This window comes from Dyadobacter sp. NIV53 (genome assembly GCF_019711195.1).
Lineage (GTDB): Bacteria > Bacteroidota > Bacteroidia > Cytophagales > Spirosomataceae > Dyadobacter.
In genome coordinates this window covers 2,318,538-2,344,310 of sequence record NZ_CP081299.1, presented here as the reverse complement: position 1 = coordinate 2,344,310, position 25,773 = coordinate 2,318,538, and the positions used below count along the sequence as shown (strand labels likewise).

At 40.7% G+C, this 25,773-nt stretch carries 20 protein-coding genes, 1 other RNA gene and 1 pseudogene; 17 read left to right on the top strand and 5 right to left on the bottom strand.

The annotated features are described in order from the left end of the window. Positions 1–11 precede the first annotated feature (11 nt). Positions 12–614: a discoidin domain-containing protein gene (locus KZC02_RS31655; protein WP_229254116.1), complete on the top strand. Its 603-nt coding sequence runs from the start codon at positions 12–14 to the stop codon at positions 612–614. 94 nt (positions 615–708) lie between these two features. Here KZC02_RS31655 and KZC02_RS09420 read toward each other — a convergent pair. After that, positions 709–1,782 (bottom strand): annotated as a pseudogene (locus KZC02_RS09420) (glycoside hydrolase family 76 protein). A gap of 509 nt (positions 1,783–2,291) precedes the next feature. On the opposite strand from KZC02_RS09420, the gene KZC02_RS09415 reads away from it, so the two are divergent. From KZC02_RS09415 to KZC02_RS09405, 3 genes are all read left to right on the top strand, one after another. After that, complete coding sequence (locus tag KZC02_RS09415) at positions 2,292–5,606, top strand: TonB-dependent receptor (protein ID WP_221393872.1); 3,315 nt, start codon at positions 2,292–2,294, stop codon at positions 5,604–5,606. Between the two features lie 35 nt (positions 5,607–5,641). Continuing rightward, complete coding sequence (locus KZC02_RS09410) at positions 5,642–7,306, top strand: RagB/SusD family nutrient uptake outer membrane protein (RefSeq protein ID WP_221393871.1); 1,665 nt, start codon at positions 5,642–5,644, stop codon at positions 7,304–7,306. 80 nt (positions 7,307–7,386) lie between these two features. Beyond that, positions 7,387–8,358, top strand: coding sequence for a sugar phosphate isomerase/epimerase (locus KZC02_RS09405; RefSeq protein WP_221393870.1), 972 nt, complete (start codon positions 7,387–7,389; stop codon positions 8,356–8,358). A gap of 147 nt (positions 8,359–8,505) precedes the next feature. Here the strand turns inward: KZC02_RS09405 and KZC02_RS09400 are convergent, their stop codons facing one another. Further along, entirely contained in the window at positions 8,506–9,219 is a 714-nt protein-coding gene (locus tag KZC02_RS09400) for an SDR family oxidoreductase (RefSeq protein WP_221393869.1), read from the bottom strand. Positions 9,220–9,547: 328 nt separating this feature from the next. On the opposite strand from KZC02_RS09400, the gene fabG reads away from it, so the two are divergent. The 12 genes from fabG (at position 9,548) to KZC02_RS09345 (ending at position 20,860) form a co-directional block, all read left to right on the top strand. Continuing rightward, on the top strand, positions 9,548–10,294 hold the full coding sequence (gene fabG / locus KZC02_RS09395; protein ID WP_221393868.1) for a 3-oxoacyl-[acyl-carrier-protein] reductase: 747 nt from the start codon (positions 9,548–9,550) through the stop codon (positions 10,292–10,294). 115 nt (positions 10,295–10,409) lie between these two features. Continuing rightward, positions 10,410–12,485 (top strand): VWA domain-containing protein, encoded by a 2,076-nt coding sequence (locus KZC02_RS09390; protein WP_221393867.1) that lies wholly within the window; start codon positions 10,410–10,412, stop codon positions 12,483–12,485. Between the two features lie 220 nt (positions 12,486–12,705). After that, entirely contained in the window at positions 12,706–13,455 is a 750-nt protein-coding gene (locus KZC02_RS09385; protein ID WP_229254114.1) for a DUF2279 domain-containing protein, read from the top strand. A gap of 102 nt (positions 13,456–13,557) precedes the next feature. Then, the gene (locus tag KZC02_RS09380) at positions 13,558–14,556 is read left to right on the top strand and encodes a DUF2027 domain-containing protein (RefSeq protein ID WP_221393865.1); all 999 of its coding nucleotides are present in this window, start codon (positions 13,558–13,560) and stop codon (positions 14,554–14,556) included. Between the two features lie 94 nt (positions 14,557–14,650). After that, entirely contained in the window at positions 14,651–15,991 is a 1,341-nt protein-coding gene (locus tag KZC02_RS09375; RefSeq protein WP_221393864.1) for a DUF4403 family protein, read from the top strand. A 108-nt stretch (positions 15,992–16,099) separates the two neighbouring features. Further along, positions 16,100–16,512: RNase P RNA component class A (gene rnpB, locus KZC02_RS09370), an RNA gene on the top strand. 52 nt (positions 16,513–16,564) lie between these two features. Continuing rightward, on the top strand, positions 16,565–18,070 hold the full coding sequence (locus KZC02_RS09365; RefSeq protein ID WP_221393863.1) for an OmpA family protein: 1,506 nt from the start codon (positions 16,565–16,567) through the stop codon (positions 18,068–18,070). 223 nt (positions 18,071–18,293) lie between these two features. Beyond that, complete coding sequence (rpsP, locus tag KZC02_RS32870) at positions 18,294–18,566, top strand: 30S ribosomal protein S16 (protein WP_310590425.1); 273 nt, start codon at positions 18,294–18,296, stop codon at positions 18,564–18,566. Continuing rightward, a complete protein-coding gene (locus tag KZC02_RS32865) occupies positions 18,538–19,083 on the top strand; it encodes a hypothetical protein (RefSeq protein ID WP_310590424.1) in 546 nt (181 codons plus the stop codon). Before rpsP ends, KZC02_RS32865 begins: the two co-directional genes overlap by 29 nt. An 87-nt stretch (positions 19,084–19,170) precedes the next feature. Continuing rightward, complete coding sequence (gene rimM / locus KZC02_RS09355; protein WP_221393862.1) at positions 19,171–19,731, top strand: ribosome maturation factor RimM; 561 nt, start codon at positions 19,171–19,173, stop codon at positions 19,729–19,731. Further along, positions 19,721–20,395 (top strand): tRNA (guanosine(37)-N1)-methyltransferase TrmD, encoded by a 675-nt coding sequence (gene trmD, locus KZC02_RS09350; protein WP_221394993.1) that lies wholly within the window; start codon positions 19,721–19,723, stop codon positions 20,393–20,395. The genes rimM and trmD overlap by 11 nt, the downstream gene beginning before the upstream one ends. A 138-nt stretch (positions 20,396–20,533) precedes the next feature. Beyond that, a complete protein-coding gene (locus tag KZC02_RS09345; RefSeq protein ID WP_221393861.1) occupies positions 20,534–20,860 on the top strand; it encodes a hypothetical protein in 327 nt (108 codons plus the stop codon). Between the two features lie 67 nt (positions 20,861–20,927). On the opposite strand, the gene KZC02_RS09340 is transcribed toward KZC02_RS09345, so the two are convergent. Then, a complete protein-coding gene (locus tag KZC02_RS09340) occupies positions 20,928–21,371 on the bottom strand; it encodes a GNAT family N-acetyltransferase (RefSeq protein WP_221393860.1) in 444 nt (147 codons plus the stop codon). A 53-nt stretch (positions 21,372–21,424) separates the two neighbouring features. Next, the gene (locus KZC02_RS09335; protein WP_221393859.1) at positions 21,425–22,456 is read right to left on the bottom strand and encodes an RluA family pseudouridine synthase; all 1,032 of its coding nucleotides are present in this window, start codon (positions 22,454–22,456) and stop codon (positions 21,425–21,427) included. 56 nt (positions 22,457–22,512) lie between these two features. On the opposite strand from KZC02_RS09335, the gene KZC02_RS09330 reads away from it, so the two are divergent. Further along, positions 22,513–23,418 (top strand): 1-aminocyclopropane-1-carboxylate deaminase/D-cysteine desulfhydrase, encoded by a 906-nt coding sequence (locus tag KZC02_RS09330; RefSeq protein WP_221393858.1) that lies wholly within the window; start codon positions 22,513–22,515, stop codon positions 23,416–23,418. Positions 23,419–23,469: 51 nt separating this feature from the next. Here KZC02_RS09330 and KZC02_RS09325 read toward each other — a convergent pair whose 3' ends face one another. Further along, positions 23,470–25,734 carry a cation:proton antiporter gene (locus tag KZC02_RS09325; RefSeq protein WP_221393857.1) on the bottom strand — a complete coding sequence of 755 codons (2,265 nt, stop codon included), beginning with the start codon at positions 25,732–25,734 and terminating at the stop codon, positions 23,470–23,472. Positions 25,735–25,773: the final 39 nt, after the last annotated feature.

Below are 25,773 nucleotides of genomic sequence, written 5' to 3'. Positions count from 1 at the left end.
CTGAATGTGATGTGCCACTTCGCAAAGGCTGGTTCTATCACCCGGATCAGAAACCTAAAACACCTGAGAAATTATTTGATCTTTATTTTAAAAGTGTTGGACGTGGAGCTGGGCTCGACCTTGGACTGGCACCTGACACCCGTGGACAATTACATGCGGATGATGTAGCTGCTCTGAAATCTTTTGGGGATCATGTCAGTAAAACTTTTGCAACCAATCTGATTGCGCGTGCAAGTTCGAAAGCGGTTAACGTGAAAGGGTACAACAGTATTTACAGTGCTAAAAACATACTGGACAGTAAGCCAGACACTTATTGGGCAACAGACGATGATTTTAAAACTCCGGAAGTTATTGTTGAGCTAAGTCAGCCTGTAACTTTTGATATTATCAGTTTACAGGAATATATCAAACTCGGGCAACGTATCGAAGAGTTTGCCGTAGATGTTTGGGAAGGAAGCGACTGGAAGGAAGTTCACAAAGGAACAAGTGTCGGAGCCAAAAGACTGGTAAAACTAGCCGTTCCTGTTACCGGTCAGAAATTCCGTTTGCGTATTACCAAGTCGCCTGTCAGTATAGCAATCAGTGAATTCGGGCTTTATAAGGATTCAGAGTAAATTTATCTTAATCCTTCTCAACTTCTTAATGTCGGACGGCCGGTGCCGTTAAACTTTCAAATCGAACCATTAAGAAGTTGAGAAAAATTAAGTTTTATAGCTTTAACTTATTTAGCCTCGCATACATTTCCATCATGGCAGACTGATCTATTAAAGTTTTGTCCTTTTTTCTTCCTAATAAACTGTTTTCATCCCGTTCTTCTCTCCATATCCTTTCGGCTTCCTCAATAAAAAATCCCAGCTGTTCTTTATTCTTATCTACTTCGTAAAGTTCTACATAGCCTCTCAGCAACACGACGTTAAACCAATAGTTATCCGGTAATTTTCCAGCTTTATAGAAATAATTTTTAGCGGCTTTGGCAATAAGTTGTGCTTCTTCCAGGTACTTTTTGTCATGGGTGATCTCAAACAAAAGTACATTGGATTGCAGCATAGTGCCGGTATTATAAGTGTAAGTTGCTGAGTCTATTTTTAAACCCGGGATTTTGATCGCATCCTAGTAAATCCCTTCTGGTGAGCGCAAATGCCTGTTTGTCCACTCATATAATTCGGTAGCTGTTGTAAGATATTTTTTATTTTTTGTGATTTTATACAGTTGCAGTGCTACTAATATTCCCGGCCCGTTCGAACAAGTATTTTTAGTATTCTTTTCATCTTCTTTCCAATACAATCCGCCTCCTGATTTCAAGTCATAGCCTGTCATCATAAATGTGTAAATCTCTTCTGCAATTTTAAGATAGGCTCTGTTGTTGGTTCGGTTGTAAGCATCAATACAAGCAATGGCAATCCATTGATTATCATCATAAAACCTGGAATCTTTGCCTTCCTTACTCACATATGCCTGGTAACCCGGCGCAGGAGGTGCTGTGTTGTAATATTGCTGAATTGCAGCAAGGACAGGTTTCATATATTCTTTTCCCGGCTCCAATTCTTCTGCTTCATTAGCCGCTTGTAACAATGCGCACAATGGCCACAAATAAGAATGCGGCTTTTCGTTTTTACCGTTGGTTTCCAGGTAAAGACCGGTTTCAGGTTCGTAAAGTACCTTATTTATGTTTTGCCTTATTGCTACTATCCGGCTTTTGTAATCTGGTTTTGCAGATTGTCCGTAAATGGCAGATGAAAAAAGAAGTGCCGATAAAAACAGCAGACTGAAATTTGTTCTCATGATATTTTTGGTTACCGATTATAAAAATCGTTGTTACTAAAATATACTTATTTACGAGGCTCAAAATAATTCGGCTTGTTGTGCTCCATTCTTAGCACAGTTCTGTTTAAGAAAATTTTGTATTGAATTTCAAATGAGAATTTGTAGAATAAAACAATAAAATTTTGTTATTCTAATAAAATGCAATACACTATTTTATATAAAACATGTATTGCCTACTTTTGGTTATGAAGGTGTAGTTCTACACACTATTTCCCTATTTATTAAAAGCGATTGTAACTTATGATACCATGCGCTTCTCACTGAGAAAATAAATTCGATTATAAATCCGTCAGCTAGTATAAACCTAAATCCCATAACATTTGAATAAACAAAAAAGGTGAATGATGTTCCAGCATCATCCACCCCAATTTAAAATCCCCACTCTATGCCGCTAAGCTCAGAATATCCTGAAAAGGACAAGGGAATTATTTTGCCAATTTTTTACCATTTACAAAACAAACAAAAGTATGAAAAAAACCTTTTACCGGGGAAGTTACCTGCTTAAAATTGTGAGAACCAGTCTCATAATGGTAGTTGTAACCAATATCCAATTTTCGGCTTTATCTGCTAAGCCGACGGGTACGTTACCTACTCATTCCGAAGCAACAGCCAATACGATGCTTTCCGCCGATTTTTCGGTTAAAGGAAAGGTAATTGATGCAACAGGAGCTACTATACCAGGTGCTACTATTGTTTTGAAAGGCAGTAGTGCCGTAGGAACTACAACTGATGCAGATGGTTTGTTTTCTCTTAACCTGCCAGACGGAAGTACCACATTGGTTGTATCTTCAATTGGTTTTTTAACCCAGGAAATCAATATTGCCAACAGATCTCAGGTAGATATTACGCTTCAGTCCGACGTGAAATCTTTAAGTGAGGTGGTTGTAACCGGCTATTCGTCTCAATCCAAAAGAGACATTACCGGAGCGGTATCAACCGTAGATGCCAAGGAACTGACAAAAGTTTCGGCACCAAACGTTGCGCAGCAATTACAGGGAAGAGTAGCCGGTGTAACTGTTACATCCAACAACACGCCGGGTGGTGAAGCTACTGTCCGTATCCGTGGATTTGGTACTGTTAACAACAATGATCCTTTGTATGTGATTGACGGTGTGCCAACAAAAGGCGGACTGAACAGCATCAACCCAAACAACATTGAATCGATGCAGGTATTGAAAGATGCTTCTTCGGCTTCTATTTACGGATCGCGTGCAGCTAATGGGGTAATTATCATTACAACTAAAAAAGGAAAAGCAGGCGCGCCTCAGTTTACTTTTAACAGCCGTTTTGGTGTTCAAACCGGGAAAGTGAACCTGGACCTTATTATTGATCCGCAGCAATTTGGTGATCTTCTCTGGACACAGCGTAAAAATGCAGGTGTACTTACAAACGGAAATCCTTCGCATCCACAGTATGGTAATGGTGCTAGTGCAGTGGTTCCTGACTATATCCTTGCCGGGGCACAATATGGTTTATCTGAGGGAAATCCTGCAACTGATCCATCTCTTTATAATTACAATCGTACAGGATTTTACCAGATTGTTAAAGCAAATAAGCAGGGAACAGACTGGGAAAAAGAAATACTTCGTAACGCTGCTATTCAGGAGTATAACGTAGGAGCAACGGGTGGAACCGAAACCGGAAGATATGCGCTTTCCCTGAATTACTTCAAACAGGATGGTATACTAAAAAATACGTCTTTTGACAGATATTCTTTGCGTTCAAACACGGAATTTCTATTCAAAAAGAAAATCCGTTTCGGAGAAAATCTGGAAGTAAGTTATACTGAAAACAAAGGTTATTACAGTAATAACGGTACCGGAAGTACAACCAACAACCAGGATGGAAACCCGATCGGAAATGGATTCCGTATTCCTTCTATCATTCCGGTGTATGACATCATGGGTAATTTTGCTGCTACACGTGCATCAGGTCTCGGACCGGCTACAAACCCTGTTGCGCAATTGTACCGTACCAGAAACAACTCAGTTAACACTTTCCGGGCTTTTGGAAATGCGTACGCAGAAGTTGATGTTTTTAAAGACCTGGTAGCTAAAACAAGTATTGGTATTGACTTTACCAATGCCAACAGAACTGCTTACACCTTATTGGACTTGGAAGAAGCAGAAATTGAATCAAATAACGCGTTGACAAATGCTTATGCCTATGATGTGAACTGGACCTGGTCTAACACACTGAATTACAGCAAAACTTTTGGAACAATCCATAAACTGAATGTATTAGCAGGAACGGAAGCTATTAAAGGTTCAGGAAAAGATTTCTCTGCAACCCGTACTACGTTTTATTCAGAAGATCCACAGTATATGTATCTGAGTGCAGGATCGGCTGGTATTAACAATACGGGTGCAGGTTATCAGTGGTCGCTTTTCTCCATATTCGGAAAAGTAAACTACGCATTGAAAGACCGTTATTTATTGGAAGCAACTGTAAGACGTGATGGTTCTTCACGTTTTGGAGCAAATAACCGTTATGGTACATTCCCTGCATTCAGTGCAGGATGGAGGCTTTCAGAAGAAGAATTCATGAAACCGCTGACCTGGATTGATGATCTGAAAATAAGGGGAGGATGGGGACAAACAGGTAATCAGGAAATCGGGAACTATAATGGTTTCAGTACTTACCGTTCCACGCTAAACCAGTCTTCTTACGCAATCGACGGTTCAAACAGTTCTGTTCAGGCCGGATTTGATACGCAGGCATTTGGAAACCAGGATGCAAAATGGGAAACTACAACGCAGACTAACGTTGGGATTGATGCGACTTTCCTGAAAGGAATGTTTGGTCTTAATCTTGATTTGTATAACCGTACTACATCTGATATGTTGTATCAGGTAAGTTTACCGGCTACACAGGGAGTTGCAGTAATTCCTTTCGTAAACGTTGGTGAAATGAACAACAAGGGAATTGACTTAGCCATTGATTTTAATAACAAAGCTCTGAATGGTGATCTTACTTACGGAATTGGTGCCAATATTTCAGCTTACAAAAACAATGTTGTAAAGTTGAATAACAGTGCTTCCGCAGTTCTTTTAGGGCCAACAATCCGTAGTTACACCTGGACGCGTTCAGTTGCAGGAATGCCATTGTATTCTTTCTACGGTTTGCAAATCGATGGAATCTATCAGAATCAGGGAGAAGTGGACGGTGGAGTGAAATATCCGGGCTATGCAGCAGTGGGTAAATATAAATACCACGATACCAATGGTGATGGTACGATTACTGATGCAGACAGAAAATTCCTTGGAAATCCACATCCTGACTTTACTTACGGAATTAACCTGAACCTGGGTTATAAAGGATTCGACCTTTCTGCTTTCTTCCAGGGAGTAAAAGGCAACAGCATTATCAATATGGTAAAACGCTGGACTGACTTTAACAATCAGGCCGGTAACAGAAGTCTTCGTATGTTGAATGATTCATGGACTCCTGAAAATCCGGATGCAGTATTGCCGATACTGGATGCCAATGACAGCAGAAGCCAGCAGCCATCAAGCTATTTTGTTGAAGATGGTTCTTACTTCAGAATGAAAAACCTGACCATCGGTTATACATTACCAACGAAAGCTTTATCGAAAATGGGTCTGACCAGCGCGCGTATTTATGTGCAGGGACAAAATCTGTTTACTATCACTAAATACAGCGGTATTGATCCTGAGGTTACATCTGTTGGTTCAACGCCGGGAACTACTGTATTGGGTGTGGATCAGGGTAACTATCCAAGATCTAAAATGTATCAGGTTGGCATCAACTTCGGGTTTTAATAAAAAATATTATAGATTTTTAGAATCGAAAAAATATGAAAAAGAAAATTTTAGTATTTACAGCATTAGTCTGCATGGGAATAGTTACTTCCTGTAAAGATAAATTTCTGGAAACTACTCCGCTTGGTGTAGGAAACGAAACCTTACTTTCAACCAAAACGGGTGTTAATGCAGTATTGATCGGTGCATATAGCTTATTGGACGGTGTAGGTTCTGGCGGAACTTACTTCTCGGCAGTGAGTAACTGGATCTATGGAACCGTTGCATCGGATGATGGCTACAAAGGAAGTGACGTGGGTGACCTTGCCCAGATCACTACTATTGAAAAATACATTCAGCAGGCGGATATTGGTGGTTTTAATGAAAAATGGGTTGCCTTGTATGATGGTGTTTCGCGTTCCAATGATGTGTTGCGCCTGGTGGGCAAAGCAGCGGATATGAACGAAGCTGAAAAAACACAAGCTACTGCTGAAGCAAGATTTCTACGCGGCTGGTATCATTTCGAAGCAAAAAAGATGTGGAACATGGTTCCTTATGTGGATGAGACGGTGACAGATTATATCAACCTGCCGAACGATAAAGACATCTGGCCGATGATTGAAGCTGATTTCCAGTTTGCGGTTGATAACCTTTCTGCTACAAAAGCACAGGTTGGAAGAGCAAGCAAATGGAGCGCAAAGGCCTATCTGGCGAAAGTGCATATGTATCAAAGCGACTATACAGCAGCAAAACCTTTGCTTGTTGATGTCGTTACAAACGGCCCTTTTGCATTGGTAGCAAACTATCACGACAATTTCAGAATCGCAACTGAAAATAACAGTGAATCGGTATTTGAAGTACAGATGTCCGTTGCTGATGGTGGGAGTGGAGAAAACGGAAGCTGGGGCGATAACCTGAACTTTCCATATGGATCTGGCCCGGGCGGTTGCTGCGGATTTTACCAGCCTTCACAAAATCTGGTTAATGCATTTAAAACGGATGCAGGTGGTTTGCCTCTTTTGGATACTTTCAATGATGTTGATGTAAAAAATGACGAAGGCCTTGCTTCAAGCGATCCTTTCACTCCATATGACGGAACATTGGATCCAAGATTAGACTGGACGGTAGGACGCAGAGGCTTGCCTTTTCTTAACTGGGGTGTACATCCGGGAAAAAACTGGATCCGTGACCAGAGCTTTGCAGGACCCTATACTTTCAAAAAGTTTTTTGCTGCGAGCGGTGAAAACGCTGGTGCAGAGTCTCCACGTGCCAATTCTAATAACTACCGTGCTTTGCGTTTTGCTGATATTCTTCTGATGCGTGCTGAAATCGCGGTAGAAGAAAATGATCTGGCAACTGCTTTGTCAATTGTCAATCAGATCAGGACACGTGCTGCTACCGAGGTCGTAAAAAAAGCGGACGGAACAAATGCAGCCAATTATCTGGTAAAACCATATCCTGTTTTTGCAAGTCAGGATTATGCAAGAAAAGCAGTGCGTTTTGAACGTCGTGTTGAACTGGCTATGGAAGGCCACCGTCACTTCGACCTGGTTCGCTGGGGAAATGCAGACGTAGTATTGAACGCTTACATTGCGAAGGAAAGTAAGAAAAGAACTTATCTGACCGGAGCAACATTTGTAAAAGGGAAAAGTGAATACTTCCCGATTCCACAAGCGCAGATAGATATTATGGGCTCAGCCGTTTTGAAACAAAATCCTTAAAAAAATCTCCCCGATGCTCGCAAAGAACTTCGGGGATTTTTTTTACTTTGACCGTTATTTCTATTCCTAAATCATCTTTTATGCTCAACTTAAAACAATCTGTCAAAGAGGATAATTCTTCAAGAAGAGACTGGTTAAAAACCAGCGCATTGGCCGGGGCTGCACTTTTGGCAGGGAATTCATTACAGGCAGCATCAGCTGAACCTATGCCGGCTCCTGTTGCAAGAAGAATTCCTCTGGCTGTTTCCACCTACTCTTACTGGCATTTTCAGAAAGAAAAATACCCTGTTGAAAAAGTGATTGAAGATGCCGCGCGTATGGGTTTTGATGGTGTTGAAATATTACACCGCCAAATGGATAATGAGACTATTCCTTACATGAATAAACTGAAACGCCTGGCTTTTGACAATGGTTTGTCACTTCCGATGCTTTCAATTCATCAGAGTTTTGTACAACCCAAAGCAGAAGACCGCAAGAAAGATGTGGAGCACACGATTCGCTGCATTAATCTGGCTACGCAGATGGGCATTCCTTGTGTTCGTATGAACACAGGCAGCTGGCGGACTAAACCGCGCGATGCTGCTTATTACAAAGATGGCCAGGAACCACCAATCGAAGGTTATACAGACAAAGACGCTATTAAATGGTGTATAGATTCATACGGTGAATGCCTGGTTGCAGCCGAAAAAGCGGGGGTAATCCTGGCTATAGAAAATCACTGGGGATTATCATCCAATATTGATTACCTGCTGGAAATTTATAAACCATTGTCTTCTTCGCCTGCTATGGGTATGAATGTGGATACAGGTAATTTTGTGGGAGATCCTTATCCGCAATTTGAACGACTGGCACCTTACGCAACTATTGTACAAGCCAAAACATATTATGGAGGAGGGCATTATTATGACCTGAACCTCGATTATAAGAAAATTGCTGCGATCCTCAGGAAAGCAAATTTCAAAGGATACGTATCCCTGGAGATGGAAGGGAAAGAAGATGCAAGCACAGCAGTTCCTAAAAGCCTGAAACTATTCAGAGAAGTGTTCAGCTAAGCTTCTTAAATATGATAATTATATTCTGGTAATTGAAAAAGTGTGTCCTCGTTTGAAGACACACTTTTTTATGTTAATCGTGAAGGTTTTTGATGTTATTGTTTGAAGTAATACAGCTTACTCCCCTCTTTTTTAACTCTAAAACAATTATTTTCCAGGAATTGATGGCCGTACTTCAACCTTACTAGGCAACGTACGGGCAGGCATTTTAATCAGGTCGGAAACGATCTGGCCAATATCTTCGGGCTGGATTTTCCATGCGTCTTTTTCAGAAGGCTCATGTCCCGCAAACTCAGTTGCAACGGATCCGGGCATAATGGTTGTTACTTTAATACCAGCGCTTCGCACGTCCATCATCATAGCTTGTGAAAAGCCTACCACACCGAACTTACTCGCATTGTATGCTGTTCCATTTGGAAAGAAGTTTGTTCCCGCCAGACTCGAAATAGTGATAAAATATCCTTTCGTTTCTGTTAGTGCTTTAAGAGATGCTTTGGCACTGAAAAACACCCCGGTCAGGTTAATGTCAATAGTTTCGTGCCATTGCTCAGCAGTTAATTCCTGAATTGGAGCCATGTGGCCAACTCCAGCATTGGCGATTACGTAATCAAGTTGTCCCCATTTAGCAAGTACCGCAGCCACAGCTTTTTCCTGTGATTCCAGGTTTCTCACATCGGATTCAATACCTAATGCATATCCTTCCTTGATTTTATTAAGAGAAGCGGCGGCCTCGTCAGCACTTTTTTTAGTCCGGCTTGTAACTGCAACCCGTATACCTTCTTTAATCAGCACTTCTGCTACACCGTATCCAATTCCTTTTGAACCTCCGGTAATAAGTGCCGTTTTAATTAATTCTGCCATTTTGTATAAATTTTTTTCTGACCTGTTTCAGCCATTTCGTAAGTTAAACTAATAATTATCGAACAAAGACAATGCCAGGAAGGTTTTGGGAATGGAGGAATTCTGGCAGAGAAAGAGGATTAATGGTTATGCATAGTGGGTTAAAATCCATTCTGAAAGTATAATAGAATATTTATTCATATTTAAACCTAAAAGAAATCAATAAAAACCGTCTTTTTTGCCCATCTCTTTACAATACTCTATTTTTGCCAATCGTTAATTCACCGTTTCGGATACACGACTAAATTATAGCGGTATTCTTAAGCTTAAATGTTTCAAATCTTAACAAATGAAATTAGTAGAAAATAAAGTGGCTTTGGTTACCGGGGCCTCACGTGGTATAGGACGCGCTATTGCTTTGCGTTTGGCACAGGAAGGCGCTAATGTTGCTTTTACTTATCTGTCCAGTGTGGAAAAAGGGGAGGCTCTGGCTCAGGAGCTGGAACAATTTGGAATTAAAGCAAAAGGATATCGCTCCGATGCATCTGATTTTCAGGCTGCTGACCAACTGGTTACTGATGTAGTTGCTGATTTTGGTAAGCTCGATATTCTGATTAATAATGCAGGCGTTACGCGTGATGGTTTGCTAATGCGTATGAGTGAAGAAAACTGGGATACAGTTATCAACATCAACCTTAAATCTGTTTTTAACCTGACCAAGGCTGCAACCAAGACGATGATGCGTGCCAAAAGTGGTTCTATCATTAATATTACATCGGTAGTTGGGATACGCGGAAATGCCGGACAGGCCAATTATGCAGCCTCAAAAGCCGGAATTATTGGTTTTACCAAATCCGTTGCACTTGAATTAGGATCACGTAACATCCGTTCTAATGCGGTTGCACCTGGTTTTATCGAAACAGAAATGACCGGTGCAATCGAATCAAAAGCAGTGGAAGACTGGAAACAGTCCATACCAATGAAACGTGGCGGACAACCTGAAGAAGTGGCTGATGCATGTATTTTTTTAGCGTCGGATCTTTCCAAATACATTACCGGACAAGTTATTCAGGTAGATGGCGGTATGCTGACCTAAAATTTTTTATGAAAGTTTAACAACGGCTAATGCATAGTTTGCAGTAAAAAGTAACCGGTTTTGCTGTATCTTGCTATATTGACTACTGCCTTACTGAAAACTGCTTTTTTTCAATATGCGTTCTGAACTTCTTTTTCAAACTCCTTACTGGTTTATCATTTTTTGTTTGCTTGCGGGAGCGGCTTATGCATGGCTGTTGTATCAGCCTGTTCCTTCATGGGGTAAGAAGTTGAATTATGGACTTGCTTTTCTGCGTGGGCTTACTGTAACGGCTATTTGCTTTTTACTGCTAAGTCCCTTGATCCGGAAAACAGAAACTACTATCGATAAAGCCAAAGTAGTGTTTGCGATTGATAATTCAGAATCGGTTAAAAGTTATGCGGCAGCGCAATTGAAGAATGTATCCGCCGCTGCGCAGGAACTGACTACCGCAGGATTTGAAGTAAGTATACAAACTCTGGATAGGCCGGTTAAGAATAACGAAGCGGATTCGATCAGATTTGATAAGAATAAAACAGATTTGTCAGGCTTATTGCAGACTGTTAAAAGTAATTTTGAAGGAAGAAATCTCACAGATGTTGTGCTTCTTTCTGATGGTATTGTAAATCAGGGAATTTCACCTGCTTTTGGCCGTTATCCATTTAAAGTCAATACACTGGCAGTCGGGGATACCATACCGGACCTGGACATTAGTATTAAAGATGTGATCAGTAACCGTGTTGCTTATTTAGGTAATGATTTTCCTGTAAAAGCTGAAATTGTTGCGAATGGCCTTGCCGGGAAAACAACGACGGTTTCCCTGAAACAGAATGGCAGGATCATAGAAACCCAGAAAGTGCTGATTGATAAGGCTTCTTTCTTTAAAAGCTATGATTTCAAAACAACGTCATCCCAAAAAGGAGTTCAGCATTATACAGTTGAACTGGGTTCAGTTGCGGGTGAATCTTCAACCCGGAATAATAAAAGGGAAATTTACATTGATATTATTGATGGCCGACAAAAGATCCTGTTACTCGCGCTAACGCCGCATCCGGATATAAAAGCACTGCGAAGCCTGATTGAAAGCAATGATAATTATGACCTGGATGTACAGATCCTGACTATTTCGGGCAATTTGCCCGTTACCAGTAAGCCATACGACCTGGTTATCCTGCATCAGGTTCCTAATGTATTAGGTCAGGGAAATGCGATGGTTCGTAAGTTTATTGATGCAAAAACCCCTATTTTGTACATATTGGGGAACCAGTCGGCAGTACCATTAGTAAATACATTGAACAGGTCGTTGACGATCAGTGCTATGAACGGGCAGACTGATAAAGTGACGGCCAGATATAACCCTTCCTTTCACATGCTGAATCTGGATGCTGAAAGTCTGAAACTAATGGAACGGTTGCCACCTCTTTCAGTTCCATTTGGTGAGTATAATCTGTCATCAGGAACTGAGACCATATTATACCAAAAGGTTGGAACACTGAATACCAGCAAACCACTTTTAATTTTAAATACTACCGCTGAACAAAAAATTGCAGTTTTGGCTGGAGAAGGATTGTGGCAATGGCGCCAGGAAGAATATGCCCTTACAAACAAACAGGATGTGGTCGACAATCTTTTCCAGAAACTGATCCAGATATTATCGGTAAGGGAAGACAAACGGAAATTCCGGGTATATCCCGTTCGTGCGGAATTTGAGGCAGGTGAACAGGTTGTTTTCCAGACGGAAGTGTACAATGATATTTACGAACAGATTTACGGTCAGGAAGTAAAGCTTATGATTACTGATGAAAAAGGAAAAAGCCGTCAGTTTACTTATACACATAGTGCCGAAAATCCAAGGTTTAATATCAGTGGTTTGAGTGAAGGTGTTTACCGATTTCAGGCTTCTGCTTCATTACGAGCGGGGCTGGAAAAAGTGAACGGCCAGTTTGTAATTAGAAATGCGGATCTGGAAATGAACAATACCACGGCTGATTTTGGTATGCTGCGTGAACTTGCCAAGAATACAGGAGGAGAATTTGTTCCATCAACATCATTGGCTCAATTTGTACAGAAATTAAAGCAAAATCGCCCTTCCGATCGCCTGGACAGCTCCGAAGAAATGGTAGAACTGATACACCTGAAATGGTTATTTTTCCTGTTAGTCATTTTGATGGGAATTGAATGGGGATTAAGAAAGTACCATGGTGGATATTAAAGGCTGTTTTTTAGTGAATAATATTTGTCATCAACAAAAAAATAAGAGTTACAAGCTCACTTGCTTAAGTTTTCAATCGATTCTGCTGGCCCTCATTTTACTTGTTAATTGTGAATTTGTTTCAGCCCAGGCTGATAGCATACGGGTTGATACTACCCTTAACAAAACCCCTGATTATAAACTGCTCCGAACCATATTTGCAGGACAGTCTGTTTTATATTTGGGTAGTATATATGGCCTGAGTAAATCATGGTATAAAAACCCGCTTACGAAGTTCCGCGTAAAAGACGATACATACGAATGGCTGCAAATGGACAAAATGGGGCACGTTTACACATCTTACCAGATTGCGCGCCACACTGCGGAGATTTATAAGAAAACCGGAATTTCTAAAAAACAAATGCTCATTTACGGAGCAGTTTCCGGTATCATTTTCCAGACGCCGATAGAAATCCTGGATGGTTTTTCGCCTGATTATGGTTTTTCACCAGGCGACATGATTGCCAATATTACTGGTTCGGTAATTTTTCTGGGGCAAATTGCGCTTTGGGATGAAATACGCATCCATCCCAAATTTTCTTTCCATTATACCTCACTCGCTGCCGTAAGGCCAGAATTATTAGGTTCTAACTATTCGGAAAGGTGGCTGAAGGATTATAACGGGCAAACCTACTGGTATTCTGCAAGCCCAAAATCATTTTTTAAAAATAGTCAATGGCCTGCCTGGTTATGCTTTTCAGTTGGTTATGGAATCAATAATATGGTGAGTTCTGAAAAAGATAAAAGTATAACCTTAGGATACCGTCCATACCGGCAGTATTATTTATCACTTGATATTGACCTGACTAAGATCAAAACACGAAATAAAACCATTCGGGCAATCTGTTTTATGGCTAATTCAATTAAAATTCCGGCACCGGCGTTTCAAATAAGTAAAAATGGTATTGATTTGAAACCTTTATATTTTTAGCAGTCAGTAAGGTAAAGAATTAATGTAATTTTGAGAATCACAGCGTAAGTTAAAGGCGGTCCGCCGCATGGCTATTTGCCAACCGCTAAAAGCCAAACAGATATGAATATAGGAGATAAAGTAAGACTGGTCCATGGACGCGAGGAAGGTGTTATATATGCTTTTTTACCGGGAAATGTTGTTGAAATTGAAATTGAAGACGGTTTCAGGATTCCTGTTTTAAGGAACGAAATCGTAACCATATCACCAATGGAATCCCAGAGAATGGTGAAAGCCGGTGATTTACAGAAGATTGCCAGCCAAAGTGATAAAATCGTTTCCCGCTCGCCCGTTTTTGCTGAAAAAGGAATTTATCTGGCTTTTGCATCCATTAATGATCGTGCGTTGACGGCTTATCTGATCAATAATACGGACTGGACTCTTCCTTTCAGTGCAACAGCATTGGATGAATCTGTTCCGAACGGCTTGGCAGGAGGTGTATTGCAACCGCGTAGTTCGCATAAATTGTCTGAACTTCTGATGAAGGATTTTGAAAGCTGGCCGGTTTTTGAATTTAAAATCCTGTATTATAGAGAAGGAAAACATATATTGCCACAACCGCTTTTTAAGAAAATGAAGTGCAGGGCGCAATCCTTTTACAAAAGTAAAGGACAGGCTCCGGTTTTAGGGAGAGAAGCATTTGTTTATCAGCTGGATGAAGAAAACCTGAAAAAAGAAGAGCCGGCTTCCAATCCTGATTTTTCTCAGAACCTGCGGACAAGTTTGATGGGCGGGGCGGAAATTGAGAAAAATATACCTGAAAAACCTGCGTTGGAAAAACCGGAAAATGTTATTGATCTGCATATAGAAAAAATAAAAAAAGACTTTTCAGGGCTCTCAAATGATGAAATGCTGAAAATTCAGCTGACGACATTTGAAAACAGCCTGGAAAGGGCAGTTGCGAATGGAATGGAGGAAATCACATTTATCCATGGATCGGGTAGTGGGGTGCTTCGTACAGAATTACATCGCAGGCTGAGCAAAAACCAGCATGTCCAGTATTACAAAGACGCTCAAAAGGAAAAATTCGGATACGGTGCAACACTTGTTAAAATTAAGTAACATCATCAAAAAACCTGGATTGGTTTTATTGTTGATATTCATTGTTTTGAGTCAATGGCAATGCCGTTCAACGAGTACTACGCCTAAGGCACCTATGGAAGAATATAAATATTCGGATAAAGAAATTCAGAGCGAAAAGCATTTATCAGTACTAAATGTTCCGGTAGAGATTCCGATTTCTGAACTGGAAGCTCAGATCAATGCAAAAATCAAAGGGCTGATTTATGAAGACAACAGCTATGAGGATGAGGATAATGATAATCTTAAGGCAAAAGTCTGGAAAATAAGCCCTATAAAAGTCGTTGCCATTGATTCCTCATTCTTATTTGAAATACCTTTAAAGATTTGGGTGAGTGCCGGTTATAAAGTTAGCCCGCTCGGAATTACAATGTCCGGTTATAAAGACACTGAATTTTCTATACGCATCAGGCTTATATCCAAAATCGGAATTTCTCCCGACTGGCAGATCCATTCGGATACCTATGTTGACAGCTATGACTGGATTACTGACCCGAATGTAAAAGTAGCAGGTATCCGGATTCCGATTAAGAGTATGGCCAGCCGTTTGCTTAATAAGAATTTTGATAAGATCACAAAAGCTATTGATGATCAGGTTGCTGCAAACATTGAGCTCAAGAAAAGTGTAGCGGTTGCGTGGCAGCTTGCGCATCAGCCTGTATTGCTTTCCAAAGAATTTGATACCTGGCTGGTCATTTCCCCGACGGCAATAGTCATGACACCTTTGCTGTCAAAAAATAATATATTACGGTCTGTTATCGGGATAAAGGGATTCACCCAAACCATTACCTCCGCCAGCAAACCCGTTATTCCTCCTGTACCAAAACTGCCCAATCTTGCTATTGTTGACAAGGTGCCAGAAAATTTCAGGGTAGGGTTGATCAGCCTCGTATCATATGAGGAAGCGGCACGGTTGGCAACAGCCCGGTTTGCGGGAGAAAAATTTTCATTTTTAGGCGGAAAGTACAATGTTGAAGTCACTTCTATCGAAATGTATGGACAGAACGACAAACTTGTAATAAAGGCAGGCCTCACCGGAAGTATCAAAGGGCATATTTTTTTGAAAGGCGTCCCCCATTACGATCCTGCAACACAGAAGCTGTCTTTGAAAGGAGTTGATTATGACCTGGATACGAAAAATACTATTGTCAAAACCGCTGGCTGGCTATTACAAGGTCAGTTTAGCAGGATGATGGAAAACAAAATGGTGGTTCCCGTAGGTGACCAGATCACAGATGCGAAGAAGACAATCCAGGCTGCACTTTCTAATTTTAAAATCATAGATGGTGTACTTGTTAAGGGAACACTTACAGATATCATGCCGGACAAAGTATATTTAACACCCAAACATATTTACTCAGTAGTTTTTGCAGAAGGGAATGTAAATTTGCGCGTAGACGGATTAAAGAGTTTTTAGGTTACATTTTAAATTAGTTATCAGTCTTTTGTTACATTTTTTTACTTTTTATGGTGTATTGACTGCTAATCAAAGGAAAGTATTTCTTAGCTTTGTGGTTGAGCGAAAGGAATAAGCTGTTCTACCGCCGCGGCATATGGTCGGGGAGGAAAGTCCGGACAGCGCAGAGTGCCGTACTTCCTAACGGGAAGGCAGCCGATTGGGAACAGTTTGCTGACAGCAAGTGCCACAGAAAATTAGACCGCCTGGCATGTTTTTTATATGGCAGGTAAGGGTGAAAAAGGTGGAGTAAGAGACCACCGCTTACTGGGTGACCAGCAAGGCACGGTAAACCTTACGGGCTGAAAGATCAAATAGGTGTTAATTAGTGGGGCTACTCGTCCCCGTTCCTTAACCGGAGCATTGACACGGGTAGATCGTTAGAGATTTCGGGTGACCGCAATCCTGGATAAATGGTAGAAGCCTGCTCCGGTGCAAATCGGTTCAGGAAACAGAATCCGGCTTACAGGCTTATTCTTTCCGTTTTAATAGTAAAAATTAGTGAATAATTGAATCACATAACTGGTGTTTCCCATGAAGAAAAAGAACCTTTACATTGCTTTAGTTTGTTTGTTGCTTTCGAGTCTTGACACTTTTGCTCAAAACCGTACTTATGATGGACCTAACAAAATGAATACATGGTCTATTACCGGCTACGGCGGTATCACCAAATTCTTCGGTGACATCAAAACATATGATTTCAAGCTTGGTCCTGATGAAAAACTAACAGGCGGCTGGGGACTTTCGGTCAACAAACAATTGTCTCCGATTTTTGGGGTTCAGTTGACAGGCTTTAACGGGCAGCTTCGGGGATCCAAAATGGGTTACGTAAGCTCATTGACCAACAAAACTTATGACGTAACATTCAACAGCCCTTCATTTATTCAGGTTACTGTGGATGGAACAATGAATGTTAACCGTTTATTATTCGGATACAATAAATTACGCAGATGGAAAGTTGATGCTCACTTAGGTGGTGGTATCATTTACTACCATACTGATTTGCACGCAATCAATACGGCAACTGGTGTTGACTGGCCTGTAAAAACCAATACTGACGGAAGTTCTAAAACTGCCGGAACCTGGGAACGTAACGGAACCACTTATACCCGTGAATGGGTAGTACCAGTTGGTATGGCTGTACATTACGAACTAACTCCACGTTTTGATCTTGGTCTTGACTTTACTTACAGCTATGTGAATACTGAAAAGATGGACGCAACAGTTGGAAGTATCAGTGATTACCAGTCTCAGCAAGGAATATGGACGTTTGCTGCGAGTGATTCCAAAAAAGATGGCTGGGGAATGGCTACTTTGGCACTGACATATAAATTAGGAAAAAATGCAGTAAGAGCGAAAAACGGTAAGTATGATGCTACAAGCGGACGCTACCATTTACGTTGGGCAAATCCACAGTCATTAATTCCTGTGCCTTACAATCCTACAATGAATGATGCTGATTCTATTGCAAAAGTAAACATGCCGAAACCAGTTGATCCCCGTTTATATACAGATACAGATGGTGATGGAGTAGCGGATCTTTTCGATAAAGAACCAAACACTCCGGCAGGTAGTGTTGTATCAGGAGGTGGAGTTGCAATGGATCTTGATAAAATTATCAGAGATGCTATTAAAAACAACCTTCCAAAAGACGAATGCGAAGCGTTGTTCAGTAACATTGAATTTGATACTGACAAATCAATTATCCGTAATACATCAAAAGAAACATTGAGCAAAGTAGTTGAGCTTCTGAACCTGCGTACAAATTGCCGTATCGTACTAGTTGGTCATACAGATGCCCGTGCTTCTGACAGTTACAATGAATCACTTTCACGTCGTCGTGTTGATGCAGCTAAAAGATTCCTGATCCGTGCTGGTCTTGCTGAACCAAGTCGTATCCTTATCGAATATTATGGTGAGTATCGCCCGGTGGCAGAAAATACTACGGTTGAAGGCTTACAGTCTAACCGTCGTGTTGAGATCAAGATCTTACCACAAAACACATTGCGTTCAAATTATCCTGCAGGTTTCAGGAAATAAGCTAAGTGATTTAATAAATATGATTAATGAACGGGAATCGAGAAATCGGTTCCCGTTTTTGTTTAAACAATAATGATCAATATTCAATTAACAATTCCTAATATTCATTAATGCCAACTGAACATTGAGAATTGTTAATTGATTGTTGATCATTTAAATTGTTTTTTGTGTACATTTGCACCCTGATTAATAAAAGGGACGAGTTCCCGCAAATAACAACAAAATGGCAGTAAAAATTAGATTAGCGCGTCGTGGACGCAAAAAGATGGCGATATATGATATCGTTGTTGCAGATGCCAGAGCACCACGTGATGGTCGCTTCATCGAAAAACTGGGAATTTACAACCCAGGTACAAACCCGGCTTTTATCGTACTAGAAGCTGCAAAAGCTGTTGACTGGTTACTGAAAGGTGCACAGCCAACGGATACAGCACGTTCTATATTGCAGCACAGAAGGCGTAATGCTTATGAAGCATTTGCAGATTGGTGTGAATAAAGGTGCAATTACGCAGGAAGTTGCTGATTCACGTTTTGCAGAATGGAAAGAATCAAAAACTGACCGTAAAACAACGGCTGCTGATTCTCTATCACAGAAAAAAGAAACTGAACGTAATGCTAAGTTAGATGCAGAACGTAAGGTTAATCAGACTCGTGCAGATGCTATCATTAAGAAAAACACGCCTCCTGCTCCGTTAGTAGTAGAAGAGGAAGTTGTTGAAGAAGCTCCGTTAGAAGAAGCAGCATCAGTTGCTGAGGAAACTGCGGCAGTGGAAGAAGAAGCACCAGTAGCTGAAGAAGCACCAGCAGTAGCGGAAGCAGCACCAGTAGCTGAAGAAGCTCCGGCAGTAGAAGAAGCAGCACCAGTTGCTGAGGCAGCTCCGGTAGTGGAAGAAGCAGCACCTGTTGCTGAAGAAGTAGCTCCTGTTGCTGAAACTGTAACTGAGGAACCTGTTGCTGTAACACCAGCTCCGGAAGCGGAAGAAGATTTGAAGAAAGATGAGTCTGCTTCATAATTAAATAGAATTCAAGTTAAGATTTATGAGTCTGTCGGTTTTCCGTACAGACTCATATTTATTTAAAGTCATTTAAATACAAGACCAGTGACACAGGATAATTGTTACTTGCTAGGTTACATTGTACGTACACACGGTACGAACGGCAATGTTGTTATATTTTTGGATGTAGACTATCCCGAAGATTACGAAGATCTGGATGCAGTTTATGTAGAGATACGCGGAGAGTTAGTGCCTTATTTTATCAGTAATTTCAATTTGCAGAAACAAGCCAATGCCATTGTATCTTTTGAAGATGTAAATACGATTGAAAAAGGGCAGGCATTAGTTGGCAGCTCGCTGTTTCTTTCTTTGGATGAATTAGATGAACTGGGTGAAGAGGAGTTCTATTATCATGAGATAAAAGGTTACACCGTTGTGGATGAAACCAAAGGCGAACTTGGAATTGTAAGAGAAGTATATTCCTTGAACGGCCAGGATCTGATTGCTATGGATTATCTGGGTAATGAAATTTTGATTCCTACTTCGGAAGAAATTGTATTACGGGCAGATAAGGAAAATAAAAAGTTAATTGTGAATTTACCTGAAGGATTACTGGAAGTATATCTGGACGATTCATCGAAAAACATTCCTGATGATGCGGATTGATATTATTACATGTGTTCCAAATTTATTGGATAGCTTCTTCGCACATTCTATACTAAAACGGGCGCAGCAGGGAGGTTTCGTTGAAGTGGTAACTCATGACATCAGAGATTACTCTGTTAACAAGCACAGGACGATTGATGATTATGCTTTTGGAGGAGGAGCCGGTATGGTACTTCAGGTAGAACCCATTGCCAGATGCATCCGGGCGTTACAGGCAGAACGGAGCTATGACGAGATTATTTACCTGACTCCCGATGGCGAGCTGATGCAGCAGAAAATGGTGAACCAGTTATCCTTAAAAGGAAATCTGATCATGTTATGCGGACATTACAAAGGCGTCGATCAGCGCGTTCGTGATCTGTTTATTACCAAAGAAATCAGCATTGGAGATTATGTGCTTTCTGGTGGGGAACTGGCTGCGGCGGTACTTTCTGATGCCATTATCCGTTTGTTACCAGGCGTATTAAATGATGAAACCTCAGCTTTAACGGATTCTTTTCAGGATAATTTATTAGCCCCGCCTGTTTATTCACGACCAGCGGATTTTGAAGGAAATGTGGTTCCTGAGATCCTCATGTCAGGACACGAAGCAAAGGTGGAGGAATGGCGTTATGAACAGTCTGTAAAAAGGACGCGGGAGAGAAGGCCGGATCTGCTGAGGTGATTTTTATCTAGTATTTAAAATTTATCATTCCAACCTTTTTGTCATAAAAGAAGTCGTTATATTAATATAGCTTTGCAACTCTGATTTGACAAAATGATACCTTCCTCAAAAAACCGGTTTTACTTCATTTGCCTATTATTGATAACTGCTCTATCCTGCAAAGATAAGGATCCAAATGCAGATTGCGGTTGTGACGGTTCGACTACGAAAGTGGTTGAAAATGTGAAGGGTAGTTATTTGGGAAGTAATAGCTTTGTAATTCGCATTTCTTATGACAATAATATATTTTACGAGACTTATGTCAGTGCGTGTAATATCTCTGATACGCTGAAAATAACCACGGACATCAAAAAACCGAATTACATTATTAGCGGTAATATAAAGAAAGAGTGTTTTACAGATTTGATGACTTTGACGGCAAGACCTTCGCAGTTTGAAATTAAAAGTATAAAAAGTGCACTGTGAATACTTTGATACCTGAGATATATTAATGTATTTTAGATATATCTCAGGTAGTAATTATAGTTAACTTCTAGAAATCCATATTACAGTTAATCCACTCATTATCAAAGTTGGTACCGTACTTTCTGTAAAAGCCTACAGCAGAAGTATTCCAGTCCAGAACCTGCCACATCATGCCTGTACAGCCTGTTTTTTTAGCGGCGGTTACTGTTGCATCAAATAAGATTTTACCGATTCCGTTTCCACGCATATCTTCGGTTACAATAATATCTTCCATATAAAGTCTCTTGCCTTTCCAGGTAGAATAGCGGAAATAAAAGAGGGATAATCCTATAATTTTTGAGTCAGATTCTGCAACAAAGAAATCAAATAGTTTTTCCTTGTAATCACGTGTCATTTTATCAACATTATTGCTAACCTGATCCAATGCTCTTTCGAAAATGGCTAATTCTTTTACCAGATCAAAAATGGCTGGTATGTCTTCTATCGTACCTGGGCGGGTGGAAACGTTCATGATCAGAATTTATACTTAAAATGATTTACCGGTTACAATATACTACAATTTCACTATTGATATTGTACATAATTTTCCCATTTGTTAACGATTGCCTGGAAATTCTCGGGGAGTTCGGTATCAAATTGCAGCCATTGTTTTGTGGTCGGATGCACAAAACCTAATGATTTTGCATGAAGCGCCTGTCCCGGTAAAAGGCTGAAACAGTTTTCAACCATTGTTTTATAATTACCGTTTGAAATACCCCTCAAAATTTTGTCTCCGCCATAAACCGTATCATTAAAAATAGGATGGCCAATATGTTTCATATGAGCGCGTATCTGGTGTGTGCGGCCTGTTTCCAGGTTACATTTGATGAGAGAAACATAACGCAATGGCTTCACGACTTCATAATGTGTAACAGCATGTTTTCCCTGGGTTTCATCATCAAAAATGTCCATCACACGGCGGTCTTTTGCATTTCTGCCGATATTACCTCTTATGGTTCCTTTTTCTTCTTTTAGCTCACCCCATACCAGAGCATTGTAAGTTCGTTCAATAGTATGGTCTGAAAATTGCCTGGCCAGAAAAGTCATAGCGAACTCGGTTTTGGCAATTACCAGCAAGCCAGAAGTATCTTTATCAATCCGGTGTACAAGTCCTGGCCTTCCTTCTCCGTTTCTTCCGGTAGGCAGGTTCTGGAAGTGGTAAACAAGGGCATTAATTAACGTTCCTGTCCAGTTGCCATAGGCAGGATGAACCACCATCCCGGTAGGCTTATTTACAATGAGCAATACATCGTCCTCATAAATAATATCAAGCGGGATATTTTCAGGAATGATCTCCGTATCACGTGGCGGATGCGGAAGGGAAAGTGTGACAACATCAAATGGTTTGATCTTATAACTTGCCTTTGTTATCTGGTCATTTACTTTTACTGCTTCGGCATCAATTCCATTTTGTATTTTTGTACGGGAAGCATTCGCAACATGCAGGCTTAGGTATTTATCCAGCCGCATCAGACTTTGGCCTTTATCGGCTACAATGCGGTAATGTTCAAACAAATCGTCTTCTTCGGAGGTAATCTCTAAGTCGTTCAACAACATTTATATTTCTTTTATCTCGTGCGTCATTACCAAAGCGACAAAATTACCAAAATATAGTGGATTTACTCATTCCGTCACTACCAACACCATTGCAGGAACTTACTGATGAAGCTATTAAAAGCGCGGGTGTAAGGCTTTTTATTAAAAGAGACGATCTTATTCATCCGACTGTTTCGGGTAATAAATGGCGTAAACTGAAATATAATCTGCAGCATGCGATTTCTGAAAATGCTGCTGCTTTGCTCACTTTTGGAGGTGCATATTCCAATCATTTGTATGCCATGGCTGCAGCCGGAAACGCTCTCAGATTAAATACAATAGGCATTGTAAGAGGCGAAGATTACGCTGGAAAAATAACACCAACGCTTCAATTTTGCCAGGAACAGAATATGATGCTCCATTTTGTATCACGACAGGAATACAGGCAGCGAAATGATCCGGAGTATTTGCAGGAATTAAGCATAAAATTCAATAATCCGTATTTGATTCCCGAAGGAGGAACAACAAATATGGCTTTAAAAGGTGTACAGGAAATGACCCGGGAAGTTAATGAAACCCTCGGACGAAAACCGGATTATTATGCTGTTGCTGCGGGAACGGGAGGGACGGCGGCAGGGATATTATCCGCTGGTAACGATGTATTGGTATTTTCAGCGTTGAAAGGCGGTGGATTTTTAGAACAGGAAATAAAAAATCTGCTACCAAAGAACAACACAGCCGGCCGTATGACATTGTTCAGCAATTATCATTTTGGCGGTTATGGTAAATGGACGCAGGAATTACTGGATTTTATTTTAGACTTTAAATTAACGCATAGCATTCAGTTAGAGCAGGTGTATACGGCAAAAATGTTTTATGGATTATACAACCTTATGAAACAGGATTTTTTCGAACCCGGAACTGTCATTGTCGCCGTTCACACCGGTGGTTTGCAGGGACTGTTGCAAGAGTTCAGGAGTTGAAAGTTCATAGTTCAAAACAGCTTTACACTCATAACTCTAAACTCCTGAACTCTAAACCAGTTCGCTTTCTTCTTTACTTCCTGCTTTTCTGTTTAGAAACTCTTTGATCAGGTCTCTTTCACCAGCTATCCATAATACGTCTTCTATTTCTATAATCACGGAAGAATCCGGGTTAAGAATGCGTTCTCCGTTACGTTCCAGTCCGACAATCATTCCGTGCGTTTTTTCTCTTATCTGACTATTACGGATGGATTTTCCTCTGATGTTATATTCATTTTTAACAGTGATCCGTTCCAGCACAATTGTATCCGGAGGAGCAATGTAAATATCCCCGCTGGTACTTACTTCAACATGCCCGCGGAATGCATCTAGCTGTGCATCTGTGCCTATAACTTCAATACGGTCGCATGGATATAATACTTCGGTAGGGCGGGGCAGATGTATTGTTTTGCTCCCACGTTCGATCAAAACCACATTGATTCCGAAATTCTCTCTTATAGCCAGTTCCTGCAAAGTTTTTCCTATCAGATTAGAATCAGCACTTACTTCCAGAAAAGCAAAATGCGCATCCCAGGGTAAAAGAAGTTTTTTAGATTTTCCACTGCCTTCCAGCTGGCGTGCATTCAGATTTTGTAAAAACCGTTCTTCAATTTTATGATAAAAGTGTTGCAGCCGCTGGTAAAATATGGCGAAAGCAAGTACCATTATCCCTCCCGCTATACTTAACGCAGCCGGTGTTGCGAAAAACTGGCCCAGTAAAAAGACCATCAGAAGTATCGCAATCAATACCCGTGAAAGTTCAAGAACCAATAAAGGCCCGCGGCTATATTTTCTGCTGAGCCAGATTGCTGAGTAAGCTTTCCGGTTAGAACGTTTGAAGATCAAGGCCCATAAAAAGGGGGCAATCATCAAAAATGTAATCCCAAACATAACTGAATTGGTCAGGTAAGTTTCAGGAATCCGGGTATGCAAAAGATCTGCAAGCTGCCTGGACGAGATAAGGATAATGCCAATTACCACAACTGAATTGAGAACGACAGTCTGTGCATAGGATTGCAGGATCTGATGCCATTGTGTTGTTTTGGTAATGGTGCCGGTGCTTGAACTATACCGGTTCAGGGAAGTTTTCCATTTATCAGGCAAATTTTTGTTCAGCCACTCATAAAATGGCTCGGACAATTTCATCATGTATGGTGTGGTAAAAGTGGTAATTACCGAAACACCGACTGCAATGGGATACAGAAAATCACTGGTTACTTTTAACGCTAATCCCAGATTGGCAATAATGAATGAAAACTCACCGATCTGAGACATACTCATTCCCGACTGTATCGAATTTTTGAGAGGCTGACCGGAAATGACCGCACCCACAGTAACAAACGTAGTTTTTCCAATGATGACAACCAACACAAGAATAGCAGTTGGCAAAGCATATTCGATGAGCAGTCCGGGGTTGATCAGCATACCAACGGAAATAAAGAAAACGGCGCCAAAAAGGTCTTTTACAGGTTTTAATAAATGTTCAATTTTTTCAGCATGAGTGGTTTCAGCCAGAATAGAACCCATAATAAAAGCACCTAGCGCAGCAGAAAAACCTGCTTGTGTCACCAGAAAAACCATTCCGAAGCAAAGCGCTACCGAAGTGATCAGAACACTTTCATCGTTCATCAGTCCGCGGTATCTTCTGAGCAAGGTTGGGAAAACAAAAATGCCACCTAAAAACCAAAGGATCAGAAAAAAGAATAATTTCAGGATAGACTCCAATAATTCTGCTCCAGCAAATTGCTGGCTGATAGAAAGTGTTGATAACAAGACCATTAATAACACGGCCGTTAAATCCTCAATAACCAATATACCTAATACTACTCTGGTAAATTGCTGGGTTTTAATTCCTAATTCGTCAAATGCACGAAAAATGATCGTTGTGGAAGATATAGCGATAATACCGCCCAGAAAAAGGCTGTCAATTTTACTCCATCCTAAAAGCTGCCCGGTTGCAAAACCAGTTACGAGCATTAACCCAACTTCAAAAAGACCAGTAATTGCCGCCGTATTCCCAACCTTCATCAGTTTCTTAAAACTGAATTCAAGACCCAAATTGAAAAGTAAAAATATCACACCGATTTCTGCCCAGATCTCAATGGTTTTGATATCCGTAATGGTTGGAAATAAGTTGAAATTAGGCCCGACTAAAAGTCCTGCCAATATATAACCCAGAACAATGGGCTGCTTTAATTTTTTGAATATGAGTGTGATAATACCGGCCATGGTAAGTATCAGCGAAAGGTCAACGATAAGTTGCGGAACGTGTGTCATGAAGTTTGTCGTTTGATCTTACTGTGTAATCCAATAAAA